General features: G+C 39.6%; 28 protein-coding genes. 13 read left to right on the forward strand and 15 right to left on the reverse strand.

From position 1 onward, the window contains the following. The 3 genes from cydC (at position 1) to ispC (ending at position 5,679) form a co-directional block, all read left to right on the forward strand. The gene (cydC, locus tag RO21_RS08780) at positions 1–1,674 is read left to right on the forward strand and encodes a heme ABC transporter ATP-binding protein/permease CydC (RefSeq protein WP_047977415.1); all 1,674 of its coding nucleotides are present in this window, start codon (positions 1–3) and stop codon (positions 1,672–1,674) included. Positions 1,675–2,272: 598 nt separating this feature from the next. Further along, the gene (gene relA / locus RO21_RS08790; RefSeq protein ID WP_047977416.1) at positions 2,273–4,477 is read left to right on the forward strand and encodes a GTP diphosphokinase; all 2,205 of its coding nucleotides are present in this window, start codon (positions 2,273–2,275) and stop codon (positions 4,475–4,477) included. 11 nt (positions 4,478–4,488) lie between these two features. After that, positions 4,489–5,679 (forward strand): 1-deoxy-D-xylulose-5-phosphate reductoisomerase, encoded by a 1,191-nt coding sequence (gene ispC / locus RO21_RS08795; RefSeq protein WP_047977417.1) that lies wholly within the window; start codon positions 4,489–4,491, stop codon positions 5,677–5,679. A gap of 187 nt (positions 5,680–5,866) precedes the next feature. Here ispC and RO21_RS08800 read toward each other — a convergent pair whose 3' ends face one another. From RO21_RS08800 to RO21_RS08815, 4 genes are read right to left on the reverse strand one after another with little or no spacing between them, the layout of a single operon-like run. Then, positions 5,867–6,322: a YcgN family cysteine cluster protein gene (locus tag RO21_RS08800; protein ID WP_047977418.1), complete on the reverse strand. Its 456-nt coding sequence runs from the start codon at positions 6,320–6,322 to the stop codon at positions 5,867–5,869. Continuing rightward, positions 6,322–6,642: a YbjQ family protein gene (locus RO21_RS08805; protein WP_047977419.1), complete on the reverse strand. Its 321-nt coding sequence runs from the start codon at positions 6,640–6,642 to the stop codon at positions 6,322–6,324. Before RO21_RS08805 ends, RO21_RS08800 begins: the two co-directional genes overlap by 1 nt. Before the next feature lie 9 nt (positions 6,643–6,651). Next, entirely contained in the window at positions 6,652–7,248 is a 597-nt protein-coding gene (gene rdgB, locus RO21_RS08810) for an RdgB/HAM1 family non-canonical purine NTP pyrophosphatase (RefSeq protein ID WP_047977420.1), read from the reverse strand. A gap of 29 nt (positions 7,249–7,277) precedes the next feature. Next, a complete protein-coding gene (locus RO21_RS08815; protein ID WP_047977421.1) occupies positions 7,278–8,231 on the reverse strand; it encodes a Kdo(2)-lipid IV(A) acyltransferase in 954 nt (317 codons plus the stop codon). Positions 8,232–8,393: 162 nt separating this feature from the next. Between RO21_RS08815 and hpf the strand changes: the two genes are divergently transcribed. Next, a complete protein-coding gene (gene hpf, locus RO21_RS08820; protein ID WP_047977422.1) occupies positions 8,394–8,717 on the forward strand; it encodes a ribosome hibernation-promoting factor, HPF/YfiA family in 324 nt (107 codons plus the stop codon). A 408-nt stretch (positions 8,718–9,125) separates the two neighbouring features. Here hpf and RO21_RS08825 read toward each other — a convergent pair whose 3' ends face one another. From RO21_RS08825 to RO21_RS13510, 4 genes are all read right to left on the reverse strand, one after another. Beyond that, positions 9,126–9,797, reverse strand: coding sequence for a DUF4405 domain-containing protein (locus RO21_RS08825; protein ID WP_047977423.1), 672 nt, complete (start codon positions 9,795–9,797; stop codon positions 9,126–9,128). A 248-nt stretch (positions 9,798–10,045) separates the two neighbouring features. Further along, on the reverse strand, positions 10,046–11,176 hold the full coding sequence (locus RO21_RS08830) for an IS1595 family transposase (RefSeq protein WP_047977424.1): 1,131 nt from the start codon (positions 11,174–11,176) through the stop codon (positions 10,046–10,048). A 189-nt stretch (positions 11,177–11,365) separates the two neighbouring features. Then, complete coding sequence (locus tag RO21_RS08835) at positions 11,366–11,761, reverse strand: hypothetical protein (protein WP_241482464.1); 396 nt, start codon at positions 11,759–11,761, stop codon at positions 11,366–11,368. Then, positions 11,758–12,099: a hypothetical protein gene (locus tag RO21_RS13510; protein ID WP_241482466.1), complete on the reverse strand. Its 342-nt coding sequence runs from the start codon at positions 12,097–12,099 to the stop codon at positions 11,758–11,760. Before RO21_RS13510 ends, RO21_RS08835 begins: the two co-directional genes overlap by 4 nt. Positions 12,100–12,460: 361 nt before the next feature. Here RO21_RS13510 and RO21_RS13515 point away from each other — a divergent pair, with 361 nt between their 5' ends. From RO21_RS13515 to RO21_RS08845, 3 genes are read left to right on the forward strand one after another with little or no spacing between them, the layout of a single operon-like run. Then, complete coding sequence (locus RO21_RS13515; RefSeq protein WP_241482468.1) at positions 12,461–12,616, forward strand: hypothetical protein; 156 nt, start codon at positions 12,461–12,463, stop codon at positions 12,614–12,616. A gap of 21 nt (positions 12,617–12,637) precedes the next feature. Next, entirely contained in the window at positions 12,638–12,925 is a 288-nt protein-coding gene (locus RO21_RS13520) for a hypothetical protein (protein WP_241482470.1), read from the forward strand. Next, complete coding sequence (locus RO21_RS08845) at positions 12,898–13,287, forward strand: nucleotidyl transferase AbiEii/AbiGii toxin family protein (RefSeq protein WP_084724279.1); 390 nt, start codon at positions 12,898–12,900, stop codon at positions 13,285–13,287. The genes RO21_RS13520 and RO21_RS08845 overlap by 28 nt, the downstream gene beginning before the upstream one ends. A gap of 220 nt (positions 13,288–13,507) precedes the next feature. On the opposite strand, the gene RO21_RS08850 is transcribed toward RO21_RS08845, so the two are convergent. Both RO21_RS08850 and RO21_RS08855 read right to left on the reverse strand, forming a co-directional pair. Further along, complete coding sequence (locus tag RO21_RS08850) at positions 13,508–13,930, reverse strand: hypothetical protein (protein WP_047977425.1); 423 nt, start codon at positions 13,928–13,930, stop codon at positions 13,508–13,510. Positions 13,931–13,938: 8 nt separating this feature from the next. Further along, positions 13,939–14,976, reverse strand: coding sequence for an IS1595 family transposase (locus RO21_RS08855; RefSeq protein ID WP_047977426.1), 1,038 nt, complete (start codon positions 14,974–14,976; stop codon positions 13,939–13,941). A 128-nt stretch (positions 14,977–15,104) separates the two neighbouring features. Here RO21_RS08855 and RO21_RS08860 point away from each other — a divergent pair, with 128 nt between their 5' ends. The 6 genes from RO21_RS08860 (at position 15,105) to RO21_RS08885 (ending at position 22,471) form a co-directional block, all read left to right on the forward strand. After that, on the forward strand, positions 15,105–15,440 hold the full coding sequence (locus RO21_RS08860) for a helix-turn-helix domain-containing protein (protein WP_047977427.1): 336 nt from the start codon (positions 15,105–15,107) through the stop codon (positions 15,438–15,440). Positions 15,441–15,466: 26 nt separating this feature from the next. After that, positions 15,467–16,024, forward strand: coding sequence for a site-specific DNA-methyltransferase (locus tag RO21_RS13275; protein ID WP_047977428.1), 558 nt, complete (start codon positions 15,467–15,469; stop codon positions 16,022–16,024). After that, positions 15,970–17,589, forward strand: coding sequence for a site-specific DNA-methyltransferase (locus RO21_RS13280; protein WP_157019722.1), 1,620 nt, complete (start codon positions 15,970–15,972; stop codon positions 17,587–17,589). Before RO21_RS13275 ends, RO21_RS13280 begins: the two co-directional genes overlap by 55 nt. Then, entirely contained in the window at positions 17,589–20,312 is a 2,724-nt protein-coding gene (locus tag RO21_RS08875; protein WP_047977429.1) for a DEAD/DEAH box helicase family protein, read from the forward strand. Before RO21_RS13280 ends, RO21_RS08875 begins: the two co-directional genes overlap by 1 nt. A 612-nt stretch (positions 20,313–20,924) precedes the next feature. Next, on the forward strand, positions 20,925–21,305 hold the full coding sequence (locus RO21_RS12910; RefSeq protein WP_157019724.1) for a hypothetical protein: 381 nt from the start codon (positions 20,925–20,927) through the stop codon (positions 21,303–21,305). 101 nt (positions 21,306–21,406) lie between these two features. After that, complete coding sequence (locus RO21_RS08885; protein WP_047977431.1) at positions 21,407–22,471, forward strand: IS1595 family transposase; 1,065 nt, start codon at positions 21,407–21,409, stop codon at positions 22,469–22,471. A 138-nt stretch (positions 22,472–22,609) separates the two neighbouring features. Here the strand turns inward: RO21_RS08885 and RO21_RS08890 are convergent, their stop codons facing one another. The 5 genes from RO21_RS08890 to RO21_RS12915 all read right to left on the reverse strand — a co-directional run bounded on the left by RO21_RS08890 (position 22,610) and on the right by RO21_RS12915 (position 25,206). Beyond that, a complete protein-coding gene (locus RO21_RS08890; RefSeq protein WP_047977432.1) occupies positions 22,610–23,044 on the reverse strand; it encodes a hypothetical protein in 435 nt (144 codons plus the stop codon). Further along, positions 23,028–23,576 (reverse strand): hypothetical protein, encoded by a 549-nt coding sequence (locus tag RO21_RS08895; protein WP_047977433.1) that lies wholly within the window; start codon positions 23,574–23,576, stop codon positions 23,028–23,030. Before RO21_RS08895 ends, RO21_RS08890 begins: the two co-directional genes overlap by 17 nt. Beyond that, a complete protein-coding gene (locus RO21_RS08900; RefSeq protein ID WP_047977434.1) occupies positions 23,569–24,087 on the reverse strand; it encodes a hypothetical protein in 519 nt (172 codons plus the stop codon). The genes RO21_RS08895 and RO21_RS08900 overlap by 8 nt, the downstream gene beginning before the upstream one ends. Positions 24,088–24,225: 138 nt before the next feature. Continuing rightward, positions 24,226–24,951 (reverse strand): IS1595 family transposase, encoded by a 726-nt coding sequence (locus RO21_RS08905; RefSeq protein ID WP_241482477.1) that lies wholly within the window; start codon positions 24,949–24,951, stop codon positions 24,226–24,228. A gap of 84 nt (positions 24,952–25,035) precedes the next feature. Beyond that, positions 25,036–25,206 carry a hypothetical protein gene (locus RO21_RS12915; protein WP_157019727.1) on the reverse strand — a complete coding sequence of 57 codons (171 nt, stop codon included), beginning with the start codon at positions 25,204–25,206 and terminating at the stop codon, positions 25,036–25,038. Positions 25,207–25,555 lie beyond the last annotated feature (349 nt).

Consider the following 25,555-nt stretch of genomic DNA (forward strand, 5'->3'; position numbering starts at 1 on the left):
ATGCGCGCGCTTTTCCCTTTTTTCTCCCTTTACCGCACCCATTGGGGACGGCTGTTCCTAGGCACAGTGCTGGCGATAGTCGGTTTAACCGCCAGTATCGGTCTATTGAGCTTATCCGGCTGGTTTTTGGCGGCTTCTGCTTTGGTCGGCTCAAGTCTGCTCTTCAACTTTTTCTATCCGTCTTCAGGGGTGAGAGGGCTGGCGATTGGGAGAACTATTTCACGCTATTTTGAACGCTTGGTCACCCACGATGCTACGTTTCGTGTGCTGGCAAACTTGCGGGTGTCGGTCTTTAAAAAGCTGATTCCGCTTAGTCCGGCAGGCTTGAGCCGCTATCGTCATAGCGAACTGTTAAACCGTTTGGTTGCTGATGTGGATACCCTTGATACCCTGTATCTGAACCTACTCTCACCGTTTATCAGTGCGCTAATGGTGATCGTGTTTATGGCGATTGGGCTATCCTTTATTTCACCGTTATTAGCGTGGGTTGTTTGTTGCACGTTAGCCGCATTATTGCTGATTTTGCCGACTATTTTCTACCATTTAGGCAGAAAATTAGGGCAGATTGCGGTTCATACCCGTGCCGCTTACCGTAGCCAATTTATCGAATGGATCGAACTCAACGCCGAATTTTTATTGTTCGGCGTGCAGCAGACGATGCGTGAGAAATTACATCAGACGGAACATCAATGGCTGGCGGTACAGGGCAGAGAAAGCCAACTGGGCAGTTTATCCAATGCGTTGCTCATCGTATTAAACGGCATATTGGTAACGATCACCTTATATTTATCGGCAACGGCAATCAATGTTGAAAATGCAGAGCAACCGCAGGCGCTGATTGCTTTGGTGGTTTTTTGTGTGCTGGCATCACTGGAAATTTTAATGCCGATTGGCATTGCGTTTTTGCATTTAGGGCAGGTGATTAGTGCAGCAGAACGCATTGGCGAGATTACCGAGCAAATGCCCACTGTGGTTTTCCAAGGGAAAGCCGTTTGGCAAAAAATAGCGGAAAACCGACCGCTTGTTCGCTTTGAAAAAGTCGATTTTCATTATCCGCAGCGGACCGACAGAATATTAAACAACCTCTCTTTTGAGATAGCACCACGCCAAAAGATCGCGATTTTAGGCAAAACCGGCAGCGGCAAATCCACCCTTTTCCAACTCTTAAACCGCAATTACGACCTGACAAGCGGTCAGATTTTGTTAAACGGTTGCAAAATCGAAACCTATCCGGAACAAACATTGCGGCAGCATTTGGTTACTCTTAGCCAACGTGTCCATATCTTCAGCCAATCGCTACGTGATAATTTGCGGATAGGCAATCCAAATGCAACGGATAGCGCGCTTAATCAAGTGCTGGCGGATGTCGGGTTAGCCTATTTGACAGAGCAAAGTGGACTGGATGTGTGGCTGGGAGAAGGCGGACGACCCCTTTCAGGGGGCGAACAACGCCGCTTAGGATTAGCACGCTTATTGCTAAGCGAGGCGGAAATCGTGTTGTTAGATGAACCGACCGAAGGTTTGGATCGAGAAACGGAGCAGCACATTTTGCAACTGATTTTCAATCATTGCCGACACCGCACCCTCTTAATGATCACCCACCGCTTGAACGGTTTAGAGCGTTTTGATCGGGTTTATAGATTAGATCAAGGGGAATTGGTTGGCTCAAACTGAGCGGGAGAGTCCGAGTCCAATAACATCTTATTTTCTTTCTGCCAGATTGTTTTTTCGGCGAAGGTATGCTTATTTTGAGTATGTTTAATCTCGTTAAAAGCAATTTCCCAGACATCACTGGGTAGCTGTTTAGCAACGGGGAAACGCATCAAATAGCTTGCTAATGCTTTTTGCTCTTCAACTGAATCGGAAAGGTAGCGAGCCGTCGCCCGAAATTGAATCCCTTAGTATTTAAGTGTGGACATAGGGAGCTTCTCCATTTGAATATCATCAAGGCTAGGTTCTATCCTGTGACCTGGGTATAAAAATGTTAACTTTAGAGAAATTGATATTATAGATATGTAAGGAAATTTACAGTATGTGAAACAAGTTGAAAAGCCAACTAGCTAACTTTTGTGTTAAACATATCTTCGATCTACTTTCACAAAATGATAAAAATAATTTCAGCACACATTGAAAAATATGAAATATATATCTTTGAATTTGAAAGAGAATTTTTAGATAACAAAAAGGTAGATTTTAGGCTATAATCTACCCTCAATTTAAGATTGTCAAAATCTGTCAAGAACCCCTTGCTATTCTGTACTCAGGAGGACTTATGGTTGCTATTCGCCGCTCACACCTACTCGAACCGACCAATTTTGAATTGGCTAGTTGGAGTGCGGCTTTGAAGATGTCGCCGATTACTTTTGAGGAATTACAGAGTGCTTGGCAGTATGCGCAGGAGAAATTGGACACCGACCAATTCCACTTGATGTGGTACGGCATTGAAATGGTCGAAATTCTGCACGGGCTGAATATGGATGATGACAGTCTAATCGCCGCCCTACTTTTTCCGTTAGTCAAGCAGCATATTATTGATTTGGTGCAAGTCAAAGAGCATTTCGGCAATCAGGTCAAAAATTTGGTGAAAGGCGTGCTTGAAATGGATAATATCCGCCAGCTCAACGCCAGCCACACTTCTGATCTGCAAATCGACAATATCCGCCGAATGTTACTGGCGATGGTGGACGACTTCCGCTGCGTGGTAATCAAACTCGCCGAGCGGATTGTCTATCTGAGAGATGTGGAACGTTGCAGCGAAGAAGATCTGGTACTCGCCGCCAAAGAGTGTTCCCATATCTATGCACCGCTGGCGAACCGCTTGGGCATCGGTCAGCTCAAATGGGAACTGGAAGATTACTGTTTCCGAGCTTTGCATCCCAAAGAGTATCGTCAAATTGCCAAATATGATTTGGCGGAGCGGCGGCTCGATCGGGAAAAATATATTGCTAATTTTGTCGCCGATCTGACCGCTTGTTTAAAAGAAGAATTGAATGAGGTGCAGGTTTACGGTCGCCCGAAACATATTTACAGCATTTGGAAAAAAATGCAGAAAAAACATTTAACCTTCAATCAGTTATTTGATGTGCGGGCGGTACGGGTCATCGTCCCGACCCTTGAGGATTGCTACACGGCACTCGGCGTTGTCCATACCCAATACCTGCATTTAGCGGAACATTTCGATGACTATATTTCCAACCCGAAACCGAACGGCTACCAATCCATTCATACCGTCGTTTTAGGCAAGGGCGATAAGCCGATTGAAGTGCAGATCCGCACTCAAAAAATGCACGATGATGCCGAGTTAGGCGTGGCGGCACACTGGAAATATAAAGAGGGGGCAGCGGCAGGTCGTTCCGGTTACGAAGAAAAAATCGTCTGGTTACGCAAACTGTTGGATTGGCAAAAAGATATTGCCGATTCCGGTGATGTTTTGGCAGAAATGCGCTCGCAAGTTTTTGATGATCGGGTGTATGTATTTACCCCGAAAGGCGATGTCGTCGATCTGCCGAATAATGCCACCTCGCTTGATTTCGCCTATACGATCCACAGTGAAATCGGGCATAGGTGCATCGGTGCAAAAGTCGCCGGCAGAATCGTACCCTTTACCTATATTCTGCAAATGGGGGATCAGGTTGAAATCATCACCCAAAAAAATCCAAATCCAAGCCGAGATTGGCTCAATCCAAGTCAAGGCTTTGTGAATACCGCCAAAGCCCGCTCCAAAATTATTGCGTGGTTTAAAAAATTGGATCGGGAAAAGCACATTCCGATCGGCAAAGAAATGCTGGAAGCGGAAATGGCGAAATATCAGTTTAACTATAAACAGATCGAAGAATTTGCCCTGCCCCGCTATAATTTAAAACAGCTTGACGATCTCTATGCCAGCATTGGCGGCGGCGATATCCGTCTCAACCAGCTAATGCACTATTTGCAAAACAAACTGGTCAAAACCACTGCCGAGCAAGCCGATGAAGCAGTGTTAAAGCAAGTGGCAAATAAAAACCAAAGCCCAAAACCGCACAAAAACGGCTTTATCGTGGTTGAGGGGGTCGGCAATCTAATGCATCATATCGCCCGCTGCTGCCAACCTATCCCCGGTGATGACATTGTTGGCTATATCACGCAAGGGAGAGGGATTTCCATTCACCGAGCCGATTGCGAACAACTGTTTGATCTACAAAGTAACAGCCCGGAACGGGTGGTCGATGCCGAATGGGGCGAGCATTACGCCACCGGCTTTAGTCTGACGATCCGTGTGATTGCAAACGATCGCAACGGCTTATTGCGTGATGTCAGTGCTATTATGGCAAACGAAAAAATTAACGTACTAGGTGTTTCCAGCCGTACCGACACGAAACGGCGCATTGCCACCATTGATGTGGAAGTCGAATTGAATAATATCCAACTGCTAAGCAAATTGACCGCCCGCATCGTCCAGCTAGACGATGTGATCGAAGCAAAACGCTTGTCAAATTAAAGGAAATAAGAATGAAAAAATTGGTGATTTTAGGTTCAACCGGTTCGATTGGCAAAAGCACGCTCTCAGTCGTCGCACATAATCCGACCCAATACCACGTCTTTGGATTGGTCGGCGGCAAAAATGTTACCTTGATGACCGAGCAATGCCAGCAATTCCAGCCCGAATTTGTCGCAATGGACGATCCTGCCGCTGCCAAGCAATTAGCCGATAATCTTCGCCAATTAAAGATCAACAGTGAAGTATTGACAGGGCAGAAGGCGATCTGTGAACTATCTTCACATCACGAGGTGGATATGGTAATGGCGGCGATTGTGGGGGCAGCCGGTTTATTGCCGACATTAGCTGCCGTGAAAGCCGGCAAACAGGTTTTACTCGCAAACAAAGAGAGTTTGGTAACTTGCGGACAAATTTTCATTGATGAAGCCCGCCAATCCGGCGCAAAATTATTACCGGTGGATAGCGAGCATAATGCAATATTCCAATCTCTGCCGCCCGATGCGCAAAATAAAGTCGGCTTCTGCCCGCTTGCAGAATTAGGCGTGAGCAAAATCATCTTAACCGGTTCAGGCGGCCCTTTCCGTACCAAGCCTTTAACCGAATTTGCCACCATTACTCCCGCCCAAGCGGTTGCCCACCCGAATTGGTCAATGGGGCAAAAAATCTCGGTGGACTCCGCCACAATGATGAATAAAGGGTTGGAATATATCGAAGCACGCTGGCTGTTTAATGCCAGTGCGGACGAAATGGAAATCATCATTCACCCGCAATCCATTATTCACTCAATGGTTCGTTATATTGACGGCAGCGTAATCGCTCAAATGGGTAATCCCGATATGCGTACCCCGATTGCACATACAATGGCATACCCAAACCGCATTTCAGCGGGTGTTGAACCGCTAGATTTTTTCAAACTTAACCAACTGACCTTTATTGAGCCGGATTTTGCCCGTTATCCGAACTTAAAATTAGCGATTGACGCCTTTGCCGAAGGGCAATACGCCACTACCGCAATGAATGCCGCCAATGAAGTAGCCGTAGCCGCTTTTCTGAATAACGCTATCCGCTTTACCGATATTGCCAGCATCAACCGCACAGTCGTTGAAAATATCGCCCCGATTCAAGTCAGAGAAATTGCCGATGTGATCCATATCGACAAACTGGCTAGAGAACTCGCGCAACAGGCTATTTTATCGGTTTAGGCTAAATTAGATAATAGTGGGATTATAAAATCCTCTATATACAACAAAACGGTAGAGCCTTATCCGTCAAAGCTCTACCGTAATTTCTTTCAACCAAATTATTTAGTTATCACTTGGGATCACACAAGGACTAGACCATTACAGCGCTAATCCTCATCTATAATAACTCTCTTTCTCAATTTTGATTTTAAGCGTCTTCAATCACCCACTCGAACCAATCAATAACATCTTTTTCGTGAATACCGTTTGCAATCAAAATATTGGCTTGTTTGACGGAATCAGGATTATTAGAAATTAACGGGTGCCAATCGAATAGCGGTTTGCCTTCATAAATCAAGCGGTAAGCGCAGGTTGTAGGCAGCCAGCTAAAATCCGGCAGGTTTTTCTTGGTAAGTTTGGTACAATCCGTTTCCAGTTGGAAACGATTGGGATAATTGGTGCATTTGCCCGTTTCAACGTCCAATAAATTGCACGCAATGCGGGTGTAATAAAGCCGCTCCCGCTTTCCTCTCCCTTGAATGTATTTGCGATAGCAACATTTGCCGCAGCCATCGCATAGGGCTTCCCATTCCGCTTCATTCATTTCAAACAATGATTTCGTCTGCCAAAAAAACGGGGCGATCGTTACGTTTTTTTGCAACATTATCGTACAACCACCGCAGTGCCTGTTGCCACCACAATGAACATACCTTTGTTTCCGCCCATTGATTGATAATCAATAGATACGCCGACAACGGCGTTTGCACCTTTTTTTCTTGCTTCATCCGCTAATTCTTGCAAGGCTTCTTGGCGAGAGCTGTTGAGCTTGCTTTCGTACATACCCGAACGTCCGCCGATAATGTCGGTGATACCCGCAAAAAAATCCCGCACAATGTTTGCGCCGGACACGACTTCGCCAAAAACTAAGCCTTTATATTCGCTGATTTGTTTGCCTTCAATCGTTGGTGTAGTGGTAATAATCATTGAGTTTCCTTATTGAGAGAGTTGTTGTTTCAGAGATTGCAATGCCATTGCACGATGCGAAATACGTTTCTTTTCCGCCGTATCCAGTTCGGCAAAACTGCATTGTTTCGGCGGGTAAAAGAATAGCGCATCGTAGCCAAAACCGTTTGATCCTTTTTCTTCCGTCAAAATTGAACCGGCACACTCACCCATTGCAATTTTGGGAGTCGGATCGTTTTCGTGCTGTAAAAAAACGATACAGCTCACAAATTTTGCCTGTCGCTTATCGTATGGCACATTTTCCAATGCTTTGAGCAATTTTTGCCGATTTGCCGCATCGTCGCCTTCTACCCCCGCATAACGTGCAGAATATAACCCCGGTGCACCGCCTAATACTTGCACAGATAAGCCTGAATCATCGGCTATCGCCGGTAAGCCGCTGATTTTGCTGGCATAACGGGCTTTGATTAACGCATTTTCGACAAAGGTCAATCCCGTTTCGTCAGGGCTTACAATCCCAAATTCGCTTTGAGCGACAACTTCAAAGCCAAATGCGGACAGTACGTCCGCCATTTCTCTCACTTTTCCTGCATTGCTTGTTGCCAATACAACTTTGGTTTTTTCCATCTTCTCACTCCGTTTTGCCAATTTTGGCTCTAATCCGACCGCTTGCTGTCGTATAAACTTGGGTCATTTTCATTTGGGCGGGTTTTAAAGCGGCGGTGCAGCCACATATACTGGCTCTGCGCCTGCATAATTTCCGCCTCAACCAACCGATTCATTCGATCGGCAGTATCAACCTCATTTTCACAGGCAGAAAAATCAACCGGAGGGCTAATTTTTACCGTATAGCCGGAAAAATCGGCATTTCGCATCGGTGTAAAAGGCACGACAACGCTTTTCGGCGCAGAGCGTAACAACATTCGTGAACCGGTTGTCGTACACGCCTGCGGCATTGCAAAAAACGGCACAAATATACTGTTTTTGCGCCCGTAATCGTGATCCGGCGCATACCAAATTGTTTCACCCGCCCGCAGCGCTTTAATCATTCCCCGTAAATCTTTGCGGTCGAGCATTGCTTTATTGGAGCGTACTCGCCCACGGAACTGAATCCAGTCTAGTAGCGGATTATCATTCGGGCGGTACACCCCGATACCTTGATGGTGCAACCCCACAATTCTTGCCCCCAACTCTAACGTCAAAAAATGTACGCCGACAAAAATCACCCCGCTATCTTCCGGTTGGTTAAGGTGCTCTAAACCTTCCACTTTTGACCATTTGAGAATACGTTTATCCGACCAAAACCACGCCATTCCCGTTTCAATAATCGCCATTCCGACAGAGAGTTGGTTTTCTCTCAAAATCGCCTCAATTTGTGCATTAGAATAATCGGGAAAGCACAATTCAAGGTTACGGCGGGCAATTGCCATTCGCCGTTTTCCAAATTTTAACGCACCAAACAGTTTCCCCAAACCAATGCCGATTTTGACCAACATCGGATAAGGTAAACACAATACCAGTCGAAATAGCCCGACAGCGAGCCATAATCCCCAATATTTCGGGTGTAAGAACGCCCGTTGAAACGGCGGTAATCGTTTCTCGTTTTCCATCTTGTTCCTCTTTAATATCAGCAGAGATTATAATCAATAACGCTAAAAAAGTGTTAACTAGATCAAATTTTTACGTTTTACCCGGTTTTTCAGCTTGAAATTATGCGCCAAAAGGCATAACTTGAGGTTATATGAAATCGTCATCAACAAGAGGAAAATGCTATGACAATCAACATTTCAAGCAAACAAATGGATGTTACACCGGCAATCCGCAACCATATTGAAGAGCGTTTGGCAAAACTGAACAAATGGCAAACTCAGTTGATTAACCCGCATTTTATGATCCACAAGCTCCCGAACGGCTATGAAGTAGAAGCCGCGATCGGCACACCTGTCGGGGATTTATTCGCCAAAGCACAAAACGAGGATCTCTATCAGGCGATTAACGATGTCGAACAAAAATTAGAAACCCAACTCAATAAACAAAAACATAAAGGCGAAGCCCGCCGGGCAAATGAGAGTCTTAAGACCTTAAACGAACAATAACCTTAATTCAACGTAATAAGCCCAGCTTGACAACCGGGCTTATTTATTATTCGGTATTTAAAGACGCTCTTAGAATGGTTATTTATATATTATCATACAGTGTAAATTATAAAATACTTTAAAATTAATCAATTAAATATTGACTTGTTAAGTTGAAGTATAAATACGTAAAAATAAAGTATAAAAGACTAGATTTCAGATTTTATTTTTTACAGTATATGTAATACTAATGAGATAGTACGTTGCAAAAGCGATTTTGCCGAGTGTACAGATTGAAGTCGTTTTATTCTTCGTAGCATTACCTAATATAGCCATATAGTCCTTATTAGACATTGAAACACTACGTTGGTTTTGATAGACGGTTGCTAATTGAGGCGTAATACGATGAATTAGGTAGAAAATCGAAGGTTATTTTCTAAATAAACAGAACCAAATCGAAAATCTTGTGCTGTAAGCCACCGCAATTAACATCGCAAAAAAGTCAAAATAAAAGACAGCTTGCACTTCATCATAATTGAAGTAGGCAAAATCCACTTGGAGCAATAAATAGGGTAACAACTCTCGTTGTACAAAAACGAAAATACTATAAGAAGCGATAATCAGCCAACAAGCAGGAATAAGCCTACGCGCAAGCCAATGTTCAAGATCTAAACGGTAGCCGTTTGCCAATAAATTCGCAATCGCTTTCCAATGTAACCTCAAATGGACGCTCACTAAAATTTGCAACCAATGTGTGTTGGTCATATGCATTTTTCGCATTAAATCTGTAGTAGAGTGGAACGGCATTTCCGCCAATAGATACTTAGAAAGCATAATTCCACTGATACAAGCGGTTAAAAACAACAAAAACGTTACAAAATTAATCGTACTTTGCAAAATACGATAGCTGTTATAACTGCCCGAAAAGGTCTTTTTGAGCCACCACGTATTCAGTGAAAGATGAGAAATAATCAATGCGAAAAAGACTAATCCCAGCCATTCGTGCGTGATTTCTTCATACAGATGATAACCAAAAAGCGAGAGCAGTATTGCCGTCAGAACGAGATCTTGAGCGAGTTGGAAGAGATGTTTTTTCTTCATAAAATTGAAATTTAAACGGCATTATGTAGCAGTTGCACAAAATTCACAACTCCTACGAAAGTCTGTTAAAATTTACAGCTAAATTTTAGCAGATCATTTCTTTAAAATCGACAAAAACGCCCTACACACGAATAAAATGCACAGGGCGTTTCATTTTTGCTAAATTCAAGACGAGCTTACCCAATCCACTTGCTTTCAAGTAGAAATTTAACCATTTCAAAAACCAATTAAACCGTCAGATTTAGGCTTTACGCCACCAACGAGAAAAACTCATCCTGTTCGTTCGTACTCATCTCATTCAACCGCATCGCGTATTCTTTCGAAATCTCTTGGGGCGAAAACGCATCCATTCCGATAATTTCACCTAAACGATGATTTCCTTGCCAGTAGCCTACCCATTCTCTTAACGGTAATACCCACAAACAGCGTTGCAGCACATCTTTAAAGAGTTGTCCGTTGGATTTGCGGCGATTGTCCGACATATAGGCGGCTTGATTGGCATAAAGTAAGGCGTATTTGTTTGAGAGATGGTGATGCACACCTCGCGTTAAATCGCGTTCACGGGCATTAAAGGATTCGACTAAATTGTTGTTTACGCCGCATTTACTGTACGCTTCCTGATGATTGACCGACCAAACGTTGTAGTGGAAATCTAACTGTTTGTAGGCAGGGTTTTCATCGCAGAAAATATCGCTACCTTGCTTCACAAAGCGTTTGTTCATCGCAAAAATGGTGTCGGCGTTTTCGGAATAGTCCATCGCCACAATAGTTCGGTTTGAGCCATTCAAATTAGAATCGTTGGCGGCACGCTGCACCAAACTGATGATACAACGCTTAGTCGGGCGGAATTTGGGATAGCCTGTTTTCTTTTCTCTCTGTTTGGCTCTATTATTACGGAAATTGGCTTTACGTTGACGAAAGTTAATCCACATCCCGTCCTGATGAATTTCGCCTTGTAAGGGCGATAAATCACGTGTTTTAAACAAGGCTTCGCGCAGCTTTTGACAAAGGACGTAAGCCGTTTTATAGCTAACACCCAAATGGCGACTCATCGTAATAGCCGATATGCCTTTGACTTCATTTACAAATAAGGTAATAGCCGCGAGCAAATCCACGAGAGCCAGTTTATGAAAGGCGAAAACGGTGTTCGTGGTGATATAAAAATCGCGCGAGCAATGTTTGCACGTCCAACGTTTACGAGACGATAAGAAATAGGCGTGATGACGAGTATTGCAGTACGGGCAACAGACATCATTCAGGTTATCGGAATTGCCCCAACGTGCGCCTTTCATCAGGCGAAGGACAGCATCGTCTGACAAGCGGTAAATCGTTTTAAGTTTGAGTGTACGAGATTGGGGAGAAAGCAAGAAGTGCTGCATCGTGAAACCTTTGTTTTATTACATAACTTCCCACTGCATATTCAACGTATGCAGTGATGTAACAAAACAACACAAAGGACTTACTACACAGTAAATCTCTTTTAAAGGAAACACAAAAGAACTCGTTAGACTACCTGCCTAACGAGCCTTTAATCTATCAAAAAATGAGTAATTTGTCAATGGGAAGTGCTAGTTTACCAACTCCAATTTCCGTTGATACACCTCGTGGCGTTCCAACACATAACGTGTTATTTCATCGTCATCGTAGAGCCACTCAATCAGACTATCGACTTCTGCAATCGCTTTCTGAGCCTGCTGCAACGCATAGGCGTGGGTATCAGTAGGGAAGATTTGATGATGAAACGGATCGCGTTCATCATAGCTCTGCCATTTATCATAGTCGGCTTGTTTTCTTCTCGTCTCGATGACTTCCCAGTCAATCCTTTCTCCCTGATACGGCTCTAATTTTGGCTCTGGTTTATTCTGTAAGATACGAATGAGTGTCTGCGTTTCATCGTCAAGGTGAAAATCCTCAAACCAGATTTCAGAAAACAAGCTACGGTTGAATGTAAAAGATCTCATCATTTCCTCTCCAAATAGGCTTCTCGTTTCGCTCTATCTTTTGCTGAAAAAATCCAGTTTTTCGACACAAAGCAGTACATGGGCATTTCTTTGCGTGAAGTAGCCACTTCAGGAAAATACGGAATAAGCTGAATCCCCATAATGAAGCCTTCCATACTGCATACGAGCTTACTTAACCGTCCGTAATCGCGTAAAAAGGCGATGTCGCTTTTCATCAACCACAATGACAGGCTAACGAATATGCTCATCAAAATGAGATAGTAGAGGGGCTTTAAGGCTAAGGTGCGCCGACAAAGCCAGATTAAGAGGGGGATCGTAACAAGATCAAAGAGAAATGACATAATGGTTTCCTTCTATGTGTTGATGAATCATCGGGTATGAAGGAATCCATAAAAAATAGTCTCTTCATTACCACTTTTTTCAAGCCTTTTAAGACTTAAAAAGCAAGTAATGAAGGGACTATTGTCCGTGGGCAAAAGGTATTAGTTATAGGGGCCTTTGTCAAGCGAAATTTTGCTATACATTTTCTCGCCAAAATCGACTTAAACCCTGATGAAATCGCAAAAGCACCTTGTCAAGAAAAATCTTTTTTGCAGTTTGATTGCAGATATTTTGTTCTAATGGGAAGTGATTTGCTTGTGTTTTATACAGTATTCAGATGTGGTATAATGTGGCGAATTGCAAAGGAATAGGACAATCTAAATGCTTTATATTCCACCGACAAATCCTGATTATTATGTCAGCAGTATCGTAGCGCTGAATGTGATTAGTCCTGAAAATACGGGCGATTGGCACAGCGCTGCGGCATTAAGCGCCAACGCTTATCCGCCTGAGTTCTATCTCTATGGCGAAAATTAGCCGAAGAATACCCACCATTTATTGGGGCAGCAAGGCATTATTGACGGCACGCAGCGGCTCAATGAGATGGGCTATTACCCTGAACATACGCCAGTTTGGATGGCAGACCATCCAAGAGCCTGTGTGGATTATCTCTATTACGCCGTACTGAAAACAGGTTCGATTGGGCGTGTTACCCTTGATGATTGGTTTCCAAGCGATGAGGATAAAGAATCGGTTTATACTCTGATTAGTGCGCTAGAGCCTAATTTAACGGAAAGTGAAAAGGAGAACTTACGATTATGGAAAAACGAGAATCCAATAATGTAAACGAACGTGATAAACAACACGAACGATTGATGCGTGGTGTATTGTCTCAATTAGTCGAAACCCCACTTGTGTTGAAAGGCGGCACAGCCCTTTATTTAGGTTATGGGCTAAATTGCTTCTCCGAAGATTTAGATTTTGACTCCGATAAAAAGCTCAACCTTATCAGCAAAATTAAAAGTGCTGCGCCCCACGGCATTATTATTGATGAGATCAACGTGAAGAAAGATACCGATACAGTCAGTCGCTATATGGTGAATTATCACGTTCGAGATACAGGGCATAAAGACTCTCTCAAAATTGAAATTTCCAGCCATATATACCAAAAGAACCTAAAGCTCAATCACTCATTACTATGCGATTAGTCGCTCAAGTGTTACGAGAAACTCCAGATTGGATACTGTGTAGTGAGATTGCTGAAAAAGTTTTAGCGTTGTTGGGAAATCCACAATGTGTGAATGTTGGGGATAAACATTATAACGTGGTTAATCGCATATTAGTGAAATTACATAAAAAAGGGATTGTTGAATGTGGTTGCGGATTTTGGCGGTTAAAACCACTTGAACAGGGATAAAAGAAATACCGCTATTTTTGTTTCCATTGCCAATAGACTTCCCTACGGCTAATTTGCGTTCGGATTACCCAATCTCTTTGGTAGAACGCATTGAGTTGCTTGCGAACGGAACCCTGATGCTTTTCGGTGGGAATATTTTGATTTCCCTCTATATCAAAAATTCGTTGCGTCAGTTCAGCAACGGTAAAACCCTTGCTTGATTCATTGCGTAGAATTTGAACAAGGTATCTACGGATTTTTCCTTTGAATAATTTATGTCTTTGTCGATAAGTAAAGTTTTCCGTATTGTAACGTGCAATATCTTCTTCTGTTTTCATCAACGCAATGGCTTTTTGAACGGTGGCAATTTTTACGTTCAATAATGCGAGATGTTCCAGTACCTGTTTTCGCTCAAATTCAAGGTGTTTAAGTTTTTGGTCAAGTTTATAAGCCATTGTCATTCCTACTGCCAAATAGGTTCTTGTATGGTGTATTTACGCTGCCAGTAACTGCACCATTCGTTGTTTTCGTTAGTCGTATTCAAGCATTTGCTGAGAACATCTTTGAACTGCCAATCATTCAATTTTCTACGGTTATCTTCCCGATACGCGACTTCATTGGCATACCCCAATAAATAGAGATTGCTCATTTTGTGCATTTGTCCGTAGTACATTCGTTTAAATCGGCTGAAATAACTTTCCGCTTGGTTGTTTGTAATGCCTGCATCACTACGGTATTCGTCTTTATGGTTGACGGCATAATGTTCGTAAAACGGCATTAATACATTGTAAGCATGACTTTCATCAGTATGGATGCGAGAACCTCGCTTAATGAACTTATCGGCAAATTGTTTCACGATAGATGGTGTTTCGGAGTAGGTAATAAAAACGTGAGTATGTTTTGCACCTTTGGCATATTGATTGGTTTCTTTTTCTGTTGCGGTATAATGTTCACGAGCAACCATCACACAGCGTTTATCGGGACTTTGATTTTCTTTTAAGCGATAATCAATGCGGTCTGCTTTCTTATTTGCCTTACGAGGTGCAGGATGAACATAAGTACCGTCCACCTCCACAAGCCCTTGAAATTGTTTAAAATCTCGCTGTTCAAGCAAGGCTTTACGCAATTTTTGTGCTAAAACATAGGCAGTTTTATATTGAACATCTAAATCCCGTGATAACTGTAATGCTGGAATCCCTTTTACCGCATTAACAAACAAAGCTATCGCCAGTAAATAGGTTTGAATCGGTAGCTTGTGATTTGCAAAAATCGTGCCTGATGTAATGCTAAAGGTGTGTTTACAATGTTTGCACCGCCACTGCTTACGAGTAGAAATGAAATAGGCTTGATGTTGTATACCGCATTTTGGACAAATTTGTTCATGCTTACTTTTCCAGCGCAATTCATGTAATAAAGAAAATACGTTTGCATCAGATAATTGGATTATTTTAGGCAAGCTTAGTTTTCTTGCAGAGCTAGATAACAAAAAATGTTGTGGCATACCTTATAAACCTTGCTATTGAGATAGAATTAGATAGAATAGCACTTATCGAAAAGTTACCCGATTGAGTAACTAATTTAAGTAAATATTACCACTTCGAGTAAACAAGGTCAAGCAGAGTTACTCATTTGAACATTTCAGATCGACTTAACCAACTTATTGAGCTTAAAAAGCTCAATATCAAAGATTTTGCTGAACAATGCGATATCCCTTATCGCTCTATGTACAACTATGTGCGTGGTGAACGTGAACCGAATTTAGAAGCCCTTTCTAAAATCGGTCAGACATTTAATGTGAATTTAAATTGGCTAATTACTGGCAATGGCGAGATATTTAAAGGTGTTTCCAATAAGCTTTTTTCTGTTGAAGAGAACCAACTGATTGAGGCTTATAGAACAATGGGAATGGAAGTAAAAGATGCTTTTCAAATTGCGTTTAAGGCAATAAAAACTTATACAAAATAACATTTATATCAAAGGAATTATTATTTATGGATCATAACCAAATTCAAGCAGAGCTAAAATCAGCCTTGCAAATTTGTAATTATGTTTGGGCAGATGAAGCCAAAACTGAGCTTGCCTATAACCTTTTATTAGACAAGCTAGATAATCATGATACTGAAACGATGACTGCATTATTGAGTAATGCTGAGTTAAAGCGCCATTTTTTTGTAGAGATTGCAGGGGCATTAGTATTTAAAAAGGCGGATTTTCAATTTTTCTTGTCGCAAAGCAAAATCAGTCACTCATACACTCGATATAAAAATCGCATTGGCTTGACAAACGGTAGCTGCTTTTTGAAAGATAGCACGGATATTGTATTAGATTTTCCATTTAAAGATTGTGTATTGAATGGTGGGCAAAGCTCAGAAGAAGGCAAAGAAGTGTTTTTTGAACGCAATAAAGACGCTCAGCTCAGCTCAGCTCAGCTCAGCTCAGCTCAGCTCAGCTCAGCTCAGCTCAGCTCAGCTCAGCTCAGCTCAGCTCAGCTCAATTGTACACTAAAAAATCCCGTAAACGCCAAGAAATTTTCTTTAATCAAGTTTTAGCTCTTGATGAAATTGATCGCTTATTAGATCCAAAAGCCCTTTCAAATTTCTCTCGCCACACAAAAGATGGCAAGCAAGCCGTTGGTACGCTTAAACGCAATGCTGACGGTACACTTGCGGAAAATCTGATTATTAAAGGTAATAATCTCGTTGCGTTGCATTCACTGGCTACGCAATTTAAAGGCAAAGTAAAATTGATTTATATTGATGTTCCATTTAATACAGGAAATGACTCCTTCAGTTATAACGATAAATTTAGCCGCTCTACTTGGCTAACGTTTATGAAAAATCGCCTTGAAGCTGCTAAGAATTTACTTACTGATGATGGTGTAATTTTGGTTCACTGCGATTATAACGAAGATGGCTATTTGCGTGTTTTATTAGACGAAATTTTTACTGAAGATAATTTTGTTGCAAATATTGCAGTTCGTTCTTCCACTCCAAGTGGAACAAAAACAGTACATAAAGATAAAAAACTAATTAAGCAAAAAGATACAATCCTATTTTATAAAAATGGAGAGTTAAAATTAAAACCACAATATACAGCTAGAGAAAGTTGGGATTCACATTATAGTCTATACTTAACAAACGAAAACGGGAAAGATAAATTTATAAATCTAATTGATATTCTCAATGAAAATGGATTTAATTATAAAAATTTAAGTGAGATAGACCCAAGAGATGAAAAAATTAGGAACTTTATTGTTAAAAATAAATATAAAATTGGAAGGTTAACATCTCATAAAAACAAAGAAATAGAACGTATAAGCAGGAATGAATTTAAAGATAAAATATATAAAAATATAGTAAATAATGAAGTTATAGGGGTTTATTATAATGGACAAATGTTTTCTCCAATATCGCAGGGGATAAATAAAATTATTGTAGGGAAAAACTTGAAAGATTATTGGTCTATTTTAGTTTGTGATTTTTGGGAAGATATTGATTTCCAAAATACTCAAAATGAAGGTGGAGTCAGTTTTCCAACAGGCAAAAAACCAGAAGCCTTATTACATCGTATTATAGATATGACAACGCAAGAAGGCGATATTGTACTTGACTATCACTTAGGGAGTGGAACTACAGCAGCCGTTGCCCATAAAATGAACCGTCAATATATTGGCATTGAGCAGATGGATTATATCGAAAGCCTTTCCGTAGAAAGGATGAAAAAGGTGATTGGCGGTGAGCAAAGTGGTATTTCCAAAGCGGTAAATTGGCAGGGTGGTGGCGAATTTGTGTATTGTGAACTTGCAGCTTTTAATGAAACCGCAAAACATTTAATCCAAAATGCAGAGAATTTTGACCGCTTGCAAATAGTATTTAACGAACTTTGCGAACGCTATTTTTTGAAATATACATTGAGTGTCAAAGAATTTGTCGACATTATGCAGGAAGTGGAATTTCAAGCCCTATCGCTTGATGAACAAAAGCAGATGATGATAGAAATGTTGGATTTAAATCAGCTTTATGTAAATTTAAGTGATATGGCAGACAGCCAATTTAATGGTGCATTATCAGAAGAAGATAAAGATTTAACCAAGCAGTTTTATGGGGTGAAATAATGAAAAAAAACTTATTTGATGCGATTGAAAACCGTAAAGCAGTATTGGAAGAAATGGAGCAAACAGCTCTGTTTGTTATTCCAGAATTTGTGTTAAAAAATCTGAAGTATGATTTTTTTGACTGGCAAAAATCTGCCCTTGAAAACTTTTTAATTTTTGACCGCACTAAAAATTTTAAAGATTTTCCCGAACTAAAAAATAAGCCGACACACCTGTTGTTTCATATGGCAACTGGGGCTGGTAAAACCATGATGATGGCAGCATTAATACTGTATTACTATGAAAAAGGCTATCGTCATTTCCTGTTTTTTGTTAATCAAAACAATATAGTGGATAAAACAGAAAACAATTTTGTAGATTCATCACACCATAAATTTTTGTTTACTCCAAAGATCTTACTGGGCGATAAGGTTATTCCAATTAAGAAAGTGGAGATGTTTAGCGAATTGTCTGACGGCATAGAGATTAAATTTACCACTATTCAAAAATTGTATAACGATATTCATACAGAGCGTGAAAACCAAACTACGTTGGCAGATTTGCATAAACTTAATATCGTAATGTTGGGTGATGAAGCTCACCATTTAAACGCTCAAACTAAAAAAAGCAAGCAAAACACATTAGATTGGGAAGCGGAATTAAGTGGTAAAGCAAGTTCAGAGGAAATTGAGCGTAAAGGTTGGGAGCATATGGTATTGGAGTTGCTACTCAATAAAAACGGTGATACAAGCAAAAATGTGTTACTAGAATTTACGGCGACTTTACCTGAAAATGATGACGTAGCGAAGAAATATGCCGACAAAATTATCGCTAAATTTTCGTTAAAACACTTTTTACAAGCAGGTTATACCAAGCAAATTAACCTTATTTCATCAAAACTAGCAAAAAAAGAGCGAGTTTTTCATGCTTTATTATTTGCTTGGTATCGTCATCAAATTGCATTGCAATACGGCATTGCCAACTTTAAGCCTGTTATGCTATTTCGCAGTAAAACCATTGATGAATCTTGGTATGATTATCAAGCATTTTTGCAGTGGGTAGAAAATGTAGATAGCCAAGATTTTAATTTTTTAACTACGCTAAGCCCAAATTTGAATGATGGTAGTTCGGAAAATGAACAGGGCAAAACTCGTACGGAGCAAGCCTTACAATTTATGCGTGAACATAATTTGACTATGTCACATTTAGCAAATTGGGTAAAAGAAAATTATCAATCACACAATGTCATCATTACCAACTCACAAACCAATAAAACAAAAAAAGAAAAAACCGATGCTGACACAGAAAAACTGCTAAATAATCTAGAGGCTGCGGATAATCCTATTCGAGCAATTTTTACCGTCGAACGCTTAACTGAAGGTTGGGACGTATTGAATTTGTTTGATATTGTCCGTTTGTATGACGGGCAAAATGGCGGTGGCTCAAATAAAAAGGCAGGTAAAACGGCTGCGGCAACTGTATCAGAAAAACAGTTGATTGGGCGTGGAGTTCGGTATTTTCCGTTTACCTTTGAAGATAAATTACCGAATAAACGCAAATTTGACGGTGTAGAACACGAACTGAAGATCTTAGAGGAACTGTTTTATTATACTTTTGATGAGCAATCTCGCTACATTTCCGAGTTAAAAGCTGAATTGCGAAAAGATGGTTATATTCCTGAAAATACGGATAAAATTAAGGTACGTTTTGCGATTAAGCCAGAACTGGCACAAAATGAAAGTTTTAAAAATCTATTGATTTGGGTAAATAAAAAAGTACCTAATCCGAATGCTAAAGCCAATAATGCAGATAGTTTAAGAGTATTAAATCCATCACTAAGAATTACGGTTCACGGTAATGGGTTGTTGCAAGAAACTCAATTTAATACTGATGAAATGAAGCAGTTAGGCGAGGAAAATAACCGTTCTAAAATCCTAACCATTGGTGAAATTGAATGGCATATTTTTACTAAAGCCATTCATATTAAAGGAAAAAATAGTAACTCTTTGTTTCATTTCAACTGTTTACAAGAAAAATTGGACATCAAAAGTCGTCAAGAATTGCAAACGGATTTCATGAAAGATTGGAAGGTTGAATTTTTAGGATTGGACGACAATTTACTAATTTCACCAGCTGAAAAATTAAAGGCTTGTCTCTTGGCATTAGAGCTCGCAGAACTTCATTTAAAACAAAGTGATACACCATTCATTGGCACAAAAGAATTTACCGCAAAAACCTTGTGGGAAATTTTTGGGCAACCGAAAGAAAAATGGGTTCGTAAAGATGCAGTTAAAACTGAAGTGGCAAAACCTGATTGGTATGCCATTGACAATTTTGCAGGTAATGATTTAGAAGAAAAACTGGTAGATTTCATTGCTGAACGAATGGGAGATTTACAAGCAAACTTTGATTTTCATCTGTTACGAAATGAAGAAGTGCTGAGATTAAGCAATTTTGAAAACGGTGAAGGCTTTATGCCTGATTTCATCCTACTGCTTAAAACCAAACAAAAAAGTGCAATCGAAAAGCAACAAGATTTTTTGCATTACCAAATTTTCATAGAGCCTAAAGGCGAGCATTTAATCGAAAAAGATCAATGGAAAGAAAATTTTCTGAATACTATTACAGAAAAATATGGCAAAAATCGAATTTTACAGAAAGATACTCCACATTATCGTTTAATTGGATTGCCATTTTTTAGGGAAAATTCTATGTATTTTTCAGATATGTTAAAAAAAATTTAAACTTTTTATTGGCGAGCTTCGGCTCGTTATTTTTTTACTAGATTGCCCTCTTTCCAACCAAAATTTTCTTATAGTCAAACGAGCTTTGAACCTGTGAATTTCCTTTAATAGTAATTCTTGGCTTTTGCCTTAAACAAAGTGTATTTAGTGAGCGTGAATACCTTTGTTTGGCATTGTAAGTATTCTATATATATTCAGTATTCAGAGCATTAAAGCTTTGAGCTGACCTGATTCTTTGGGGGGCTATTCTTCATATCTACCGTTTACCAAAATGCTTTGAGTACCCTGTACACACGATGAATACTTATAGGCTTATCTTCAAGCAGATCTAAAATTATATTCCTGAAATAGATTTTTCATTTAGCCGAGTATGAAGCCTTTCGACTTCTAAAAGGTAACCATCACATTTTCATAAGACGATTTTACAAGATTTTTATCAAGTAGAATTTCGGAGAAAATGATATATGAATTTAAGTGCATTTTAATAGCGACACTATTTTCCACCACGCCAATTTTCCCTAAAAAGGGATTGGAAATGAACTACTACTATTGTAATTCATTCCCAAATTAAACGATAATAATCAATATATTAACTTTTTTGATTTCAAAGCAATGCCAGATCTTGTCCTTTTAGCTCTATCTGTTTTAGCCTCAAACTATTTGGTAGAAAAAACTATCCATTTCAGAATGTCTTACTTCTTCATGTCAAATGTTATCTTTGTCGTAATCTCCCTCTATCTACCATTAGGTTATTTTGGGATGGCGACTATTGTCTGGTCTATTTTCTACTCATTTGGAATTTTGTGGGGCTTTTCTGATATCATCGGAAGAATTGAAAGCTTAAGAAACGAAAAAGAAAAACAGTATTTGCTTAATATGAAAGCAACTGTTTATCAAACCTCACTCTTATCAAAACAAAAAAGAAAGGCATTTGAAAAACGAAAGGATTTTATCCTAACTGAATTAGAAAATAGAACCTATCGCTCAATGTAAGTTTCACTTGACAAAAAGCCTAAAAAACGTACAATGCATCCATCTAGGCGTAGTCCCCTTTAAACGCCTTTCACGGTTTACCACCCGTGAAAGGATTTTTTATGCCTCAGCATTATTTACTCTCGTCTGTTTCTCGCACTCTCTCCTTAAAACACATTTTCCGCTTATCCGACAAAGAGGCTTTTCGCTTATTAAAAGGCTACCGTTGGGGGAACCCCAATAACCTTAATGATGTCTGTTGTCCCCATTGCCATACTCGCCACCACGCGTATTTTCTACCGTCTCGCCAACGCTGGTTATGCAAACATTGCCAACGATATTTCTATCTTACCACCAATACAGTATTTGCCTTTCATAAACTCTCTTTAGTTGATTTATTGGCTGCTATTGCCCTTTTTATCAACAGTGTGAAAGGGATTTCAGCGATAACAATGAGTCGCCATTTGAATATCAACTACAAAACCGCTTTTGTCCTTTGCCATAAGCTTCGTGAGGCGTTGTTTAAAACACGTGATTTCACTCAACTACAAGGCGAAATTCACGAAGATGGGGCGTGGATTAATTACACCTTGAGAAAAACAAATTTTCGTAAAAACAACCGAAACAAAAAGATGAAATTTACCAAATTCCGTCCGACCAAACGTTGCATTATTAGCTTAAATCAACGAGCTTACCATAATGAAGCCCTACGAGGTTCAAGCCGCACCATTGTAGCAATGGATTACAACGAAAGTGCAGACACGGTATTGGCACTCAACCACCAATTTGTGAAACAAGGGAGTGATATTTTTTGTGATGAAAATCCTGCCTATAATGGGTTAGATTTTCATTACACAAGATGGGCGGTCAATCATCAAGAATGTTACAGTAAATATGGCATCAATAATAATCTCGCTGAATCCTTTAACGCCCGATTTCGTGATTTACATCGAGGCGTACATCACAAGTGCGATAATAAATACGCCTTACACTATGCCAATCAAGTGGCTTATTTGTCTGATAATCGCCGTAAATCGAATGGAGAGTTATTCCACGATATGCTAAAACGTTGTTTATGGGTACTGCCGTTAAAAGAATGGGTAGGCTATTGGCAAGGTAATCATCGCACGCAAGAGCTTATCGGTATGACCGCATTTAGCCCTGAAGAAATTTCCGGTATTATGTAGCAGTTGTACAAAGTCCGAAAATTGACTAAATTCACATAAAAATACCCTTATTTCGATAAAGGCATCGCTTTTTTATGCATTTTACAGCGTTACGCTTATTTTTCTTGTAATCGAAAAAGAATATAACCAAGTAAATCATTAAAGATTTTCTTTTTCCCAGAATTCATATTCTGCACCAGAGTCAAATTGGGTTAATTTTAACAATTTACTAAAGTCAGAGTTTAGTTTTTTTCTTGTTTCTTCTATAGACATGTTGATTAGTTTATCAAAATACTCTTTAGACGATTTAATATTTTCTTTATCTATCTCAACATCAATAATATCAAAAAAAGCTAAGAATTTTACTTTTAAAATGAATACACCTGAATCAACAAAAACTTCCCCACTATTTTTGATTACCCACGTTTTTTCCCCATTCTTTTTAGCTTCACCTATTTCAGCTTGTAAATTATTTATTGAGCATGAAACTTCTACTCCTCTAACATCTTTATCAAGTAACGTTTTCCTTTTTTCTGAGTAATTAATATCCTCAAAATAGAGATATGATAACTTGATGTTATCTATGGTTAACATAATATACCCCCTCTGGCTTATTTAAAGATGTACAATTAAATTTTTGTTCTGAAACTTCAAAATCTATTTTATTTACAATATGAATCAAATGCTTATTCCAATAAAATTTTTCTTGCTTTGAAGTTGAAATAGACCCAATAGATAAGGTATGGATTTTATTGTATTGAGTTGTTATGAATTCATGCTTTGTACAAAGTTTAGCTCTCCCTGTTTCCTCGTTAAAGGTAGCAAATGAATGCTTTGAAGAATCAATAATAGCAATCCTTTCACTTTTTGAAACGGGAGCAATTCCTGTAAACTTACCAAAAAAAGCAAAAATATAAGCCAGTTCACTTAATTTAATATCTACCAGCCCATCTAAAATCATATCAATATACTCATTATCCTTTCCTAAAAATTCAGATAATTCCGTAGAGCTGATATTTTTGTTACTCATTTCAATTTCAAGTCGCTCTGATAACTCAATAAAAATATTTTCTTTATATAATTCTTTTTCAAGTTCGTTACTTGATAAATTTATTAGATTATACATATTTATTCCCCTTAATGTTATCAAATTGATGTTTTTGATTTCTACAAATTGCAACATCCTCTTCAGTCATTTTATCAGTAACTTTTATAACAAAGTGGCTTAGAATAATAAGATTTTCCTCCTGATAATTAGGGCTTAAATAATCCATTTCATACCAAAAGTAGGCTCTTAAATGTTTCATTTTATCTCTAAGGGAGGAGTCTGTTTTACATAGATTTCTGAATGTATCAAAAGAAACACCTTCTGGTGGTGTTTTATCTTTAAAAGCCCAAAAAGGATAACGTTCATCATTTAATTGAGTAGGAATTGTCAGTGATTGACCATTCGCATACCGAAACATATACGCCATCATTCTAGTGGCATCTAATTGATGAATCCATTTTATGTTCTGAGAACAAAGGTTTCCCTCTCCAACAGTTGGATTGCTTAGGTATAAATCATCGCAAGACTTGTTAGTAAGGATAACTTTATATTCTGAGCCATCAATAAATAATTTAGGGGTAAAATTCATCTCATACAATCCAGATTATTAAAAAATAAGAATTGGTCGCGGTGTAGTATAAATTGAAGCAATAAGAGAATTTTCCATTCTACTGAAAATAAATTGTAAAATCAAATATGTGCACATTCCTAGCGTTGTTGAGCTTGCTTAAGCAACAGCTAAATACTGCTTATCGTTCCTAAGCACAAACTTGCCAGTCCAAATTTTGCAGGTGGTTTTCTTATTTCCCTGCCAGTAACCTATTAAATCGTGTGAAGGTTTAGCTTTCAAACAGCGAGTTAATACGTTGTCGAATTTTTCTTTATTGGAGTGATGGCGAAAATCCTCACGCCACGCAGCTTCATTGGCATGGTGCAGCATATAGTGATTTCCCATCTTGTGATAAACGCCCATAATCATTCGTCGGAACCGAGCAAAGAAAGATTCAGCAAGGTTGTTCGTGATGCCGTCCACCGAGCGATATTCTTGCGAATGATTCACTCGCCATAAATCGTAGTGAAAATCCAAACTATCATAAGCAGGATTTTCATCAGCACAAATCATTGATTTCTGTGCAACCAAGCGGTGCGTTAAAGCCAAGACATCTTCTGTATTTTCCTCTTTAACTAACGCTACTAGCGTGCGGTCAGCCCCTTTGATGATTTCCTGATTGGCGGCTTGTTGGCGGAAAACCATGACGCAAGCTTTATCTTTGCGTTGATAATGCCTCTTCCGCCTATCAATACGGCGATGTTTGAAGTTTTTAGGGCGAATGTAATGATTCACATAACAGCCGTCGATATGAACGATGCCTGTGAGCGGTGTAAAGTCTTGTGTCTTTTCAATGGCTTCATGCAGTTTATGTAACAACGCCCACGAAGTTTTATATTGCACGTTAAGGTAGTGGGAAAGCTCAATGGCGGAGTTGCAATGAGTTGCTGTGGAGAGCAGTGAAAATGGATATTTCTTGGTTTTCGTTCATTGGGGGGAGAAACCATTTTGCACATGTCTTAGTACTATTTCATATTCGGCAATAATCCCATTCTTTTCACTTAATGCGTTTTGGGGTTGTCTGATCATCTCCCTTTTTTCTGCTTCCATTGAAGCAATCGCCCTTTTAAGCTCTTCTTCTAAGATCGACTTTGCCATGAGTTATTCTTACCTTATAATTTACGAAAGATAAGAAAAATGTAGCAGAAACAAGAGATTAAATCTTTGTGCAACTGCTACATAATACCGAATTTAAATGGTAGGGACGCCAGCGTGGCGTCCCTTGTATATCTAAATTCAGTTATACTCAGCAACATAACCCGTTATTGGCATCTCGTTGCGTCCCTCGAAAGCACTTCGTCTTGTAGCTTAGAGAGCCGATAACATTCATCACAAAAACCGTACAGTTGCACGCATAGCACCCGAATACAAGGCAGGTGACGATGAACGAACAAATTTACTGTGGTATAGATGTTGCCAAACGACATTTTGTTGTGGGATTAAGCGG

Source organism: Muribacter muris (assembly GCF_001038205.1).
Lineage (GTDB): Bacteria > Pseudomonadota > Gammaproteobacteria > Enterobacterales > Pasteurellaceae > Muribacter > Muribacter muris.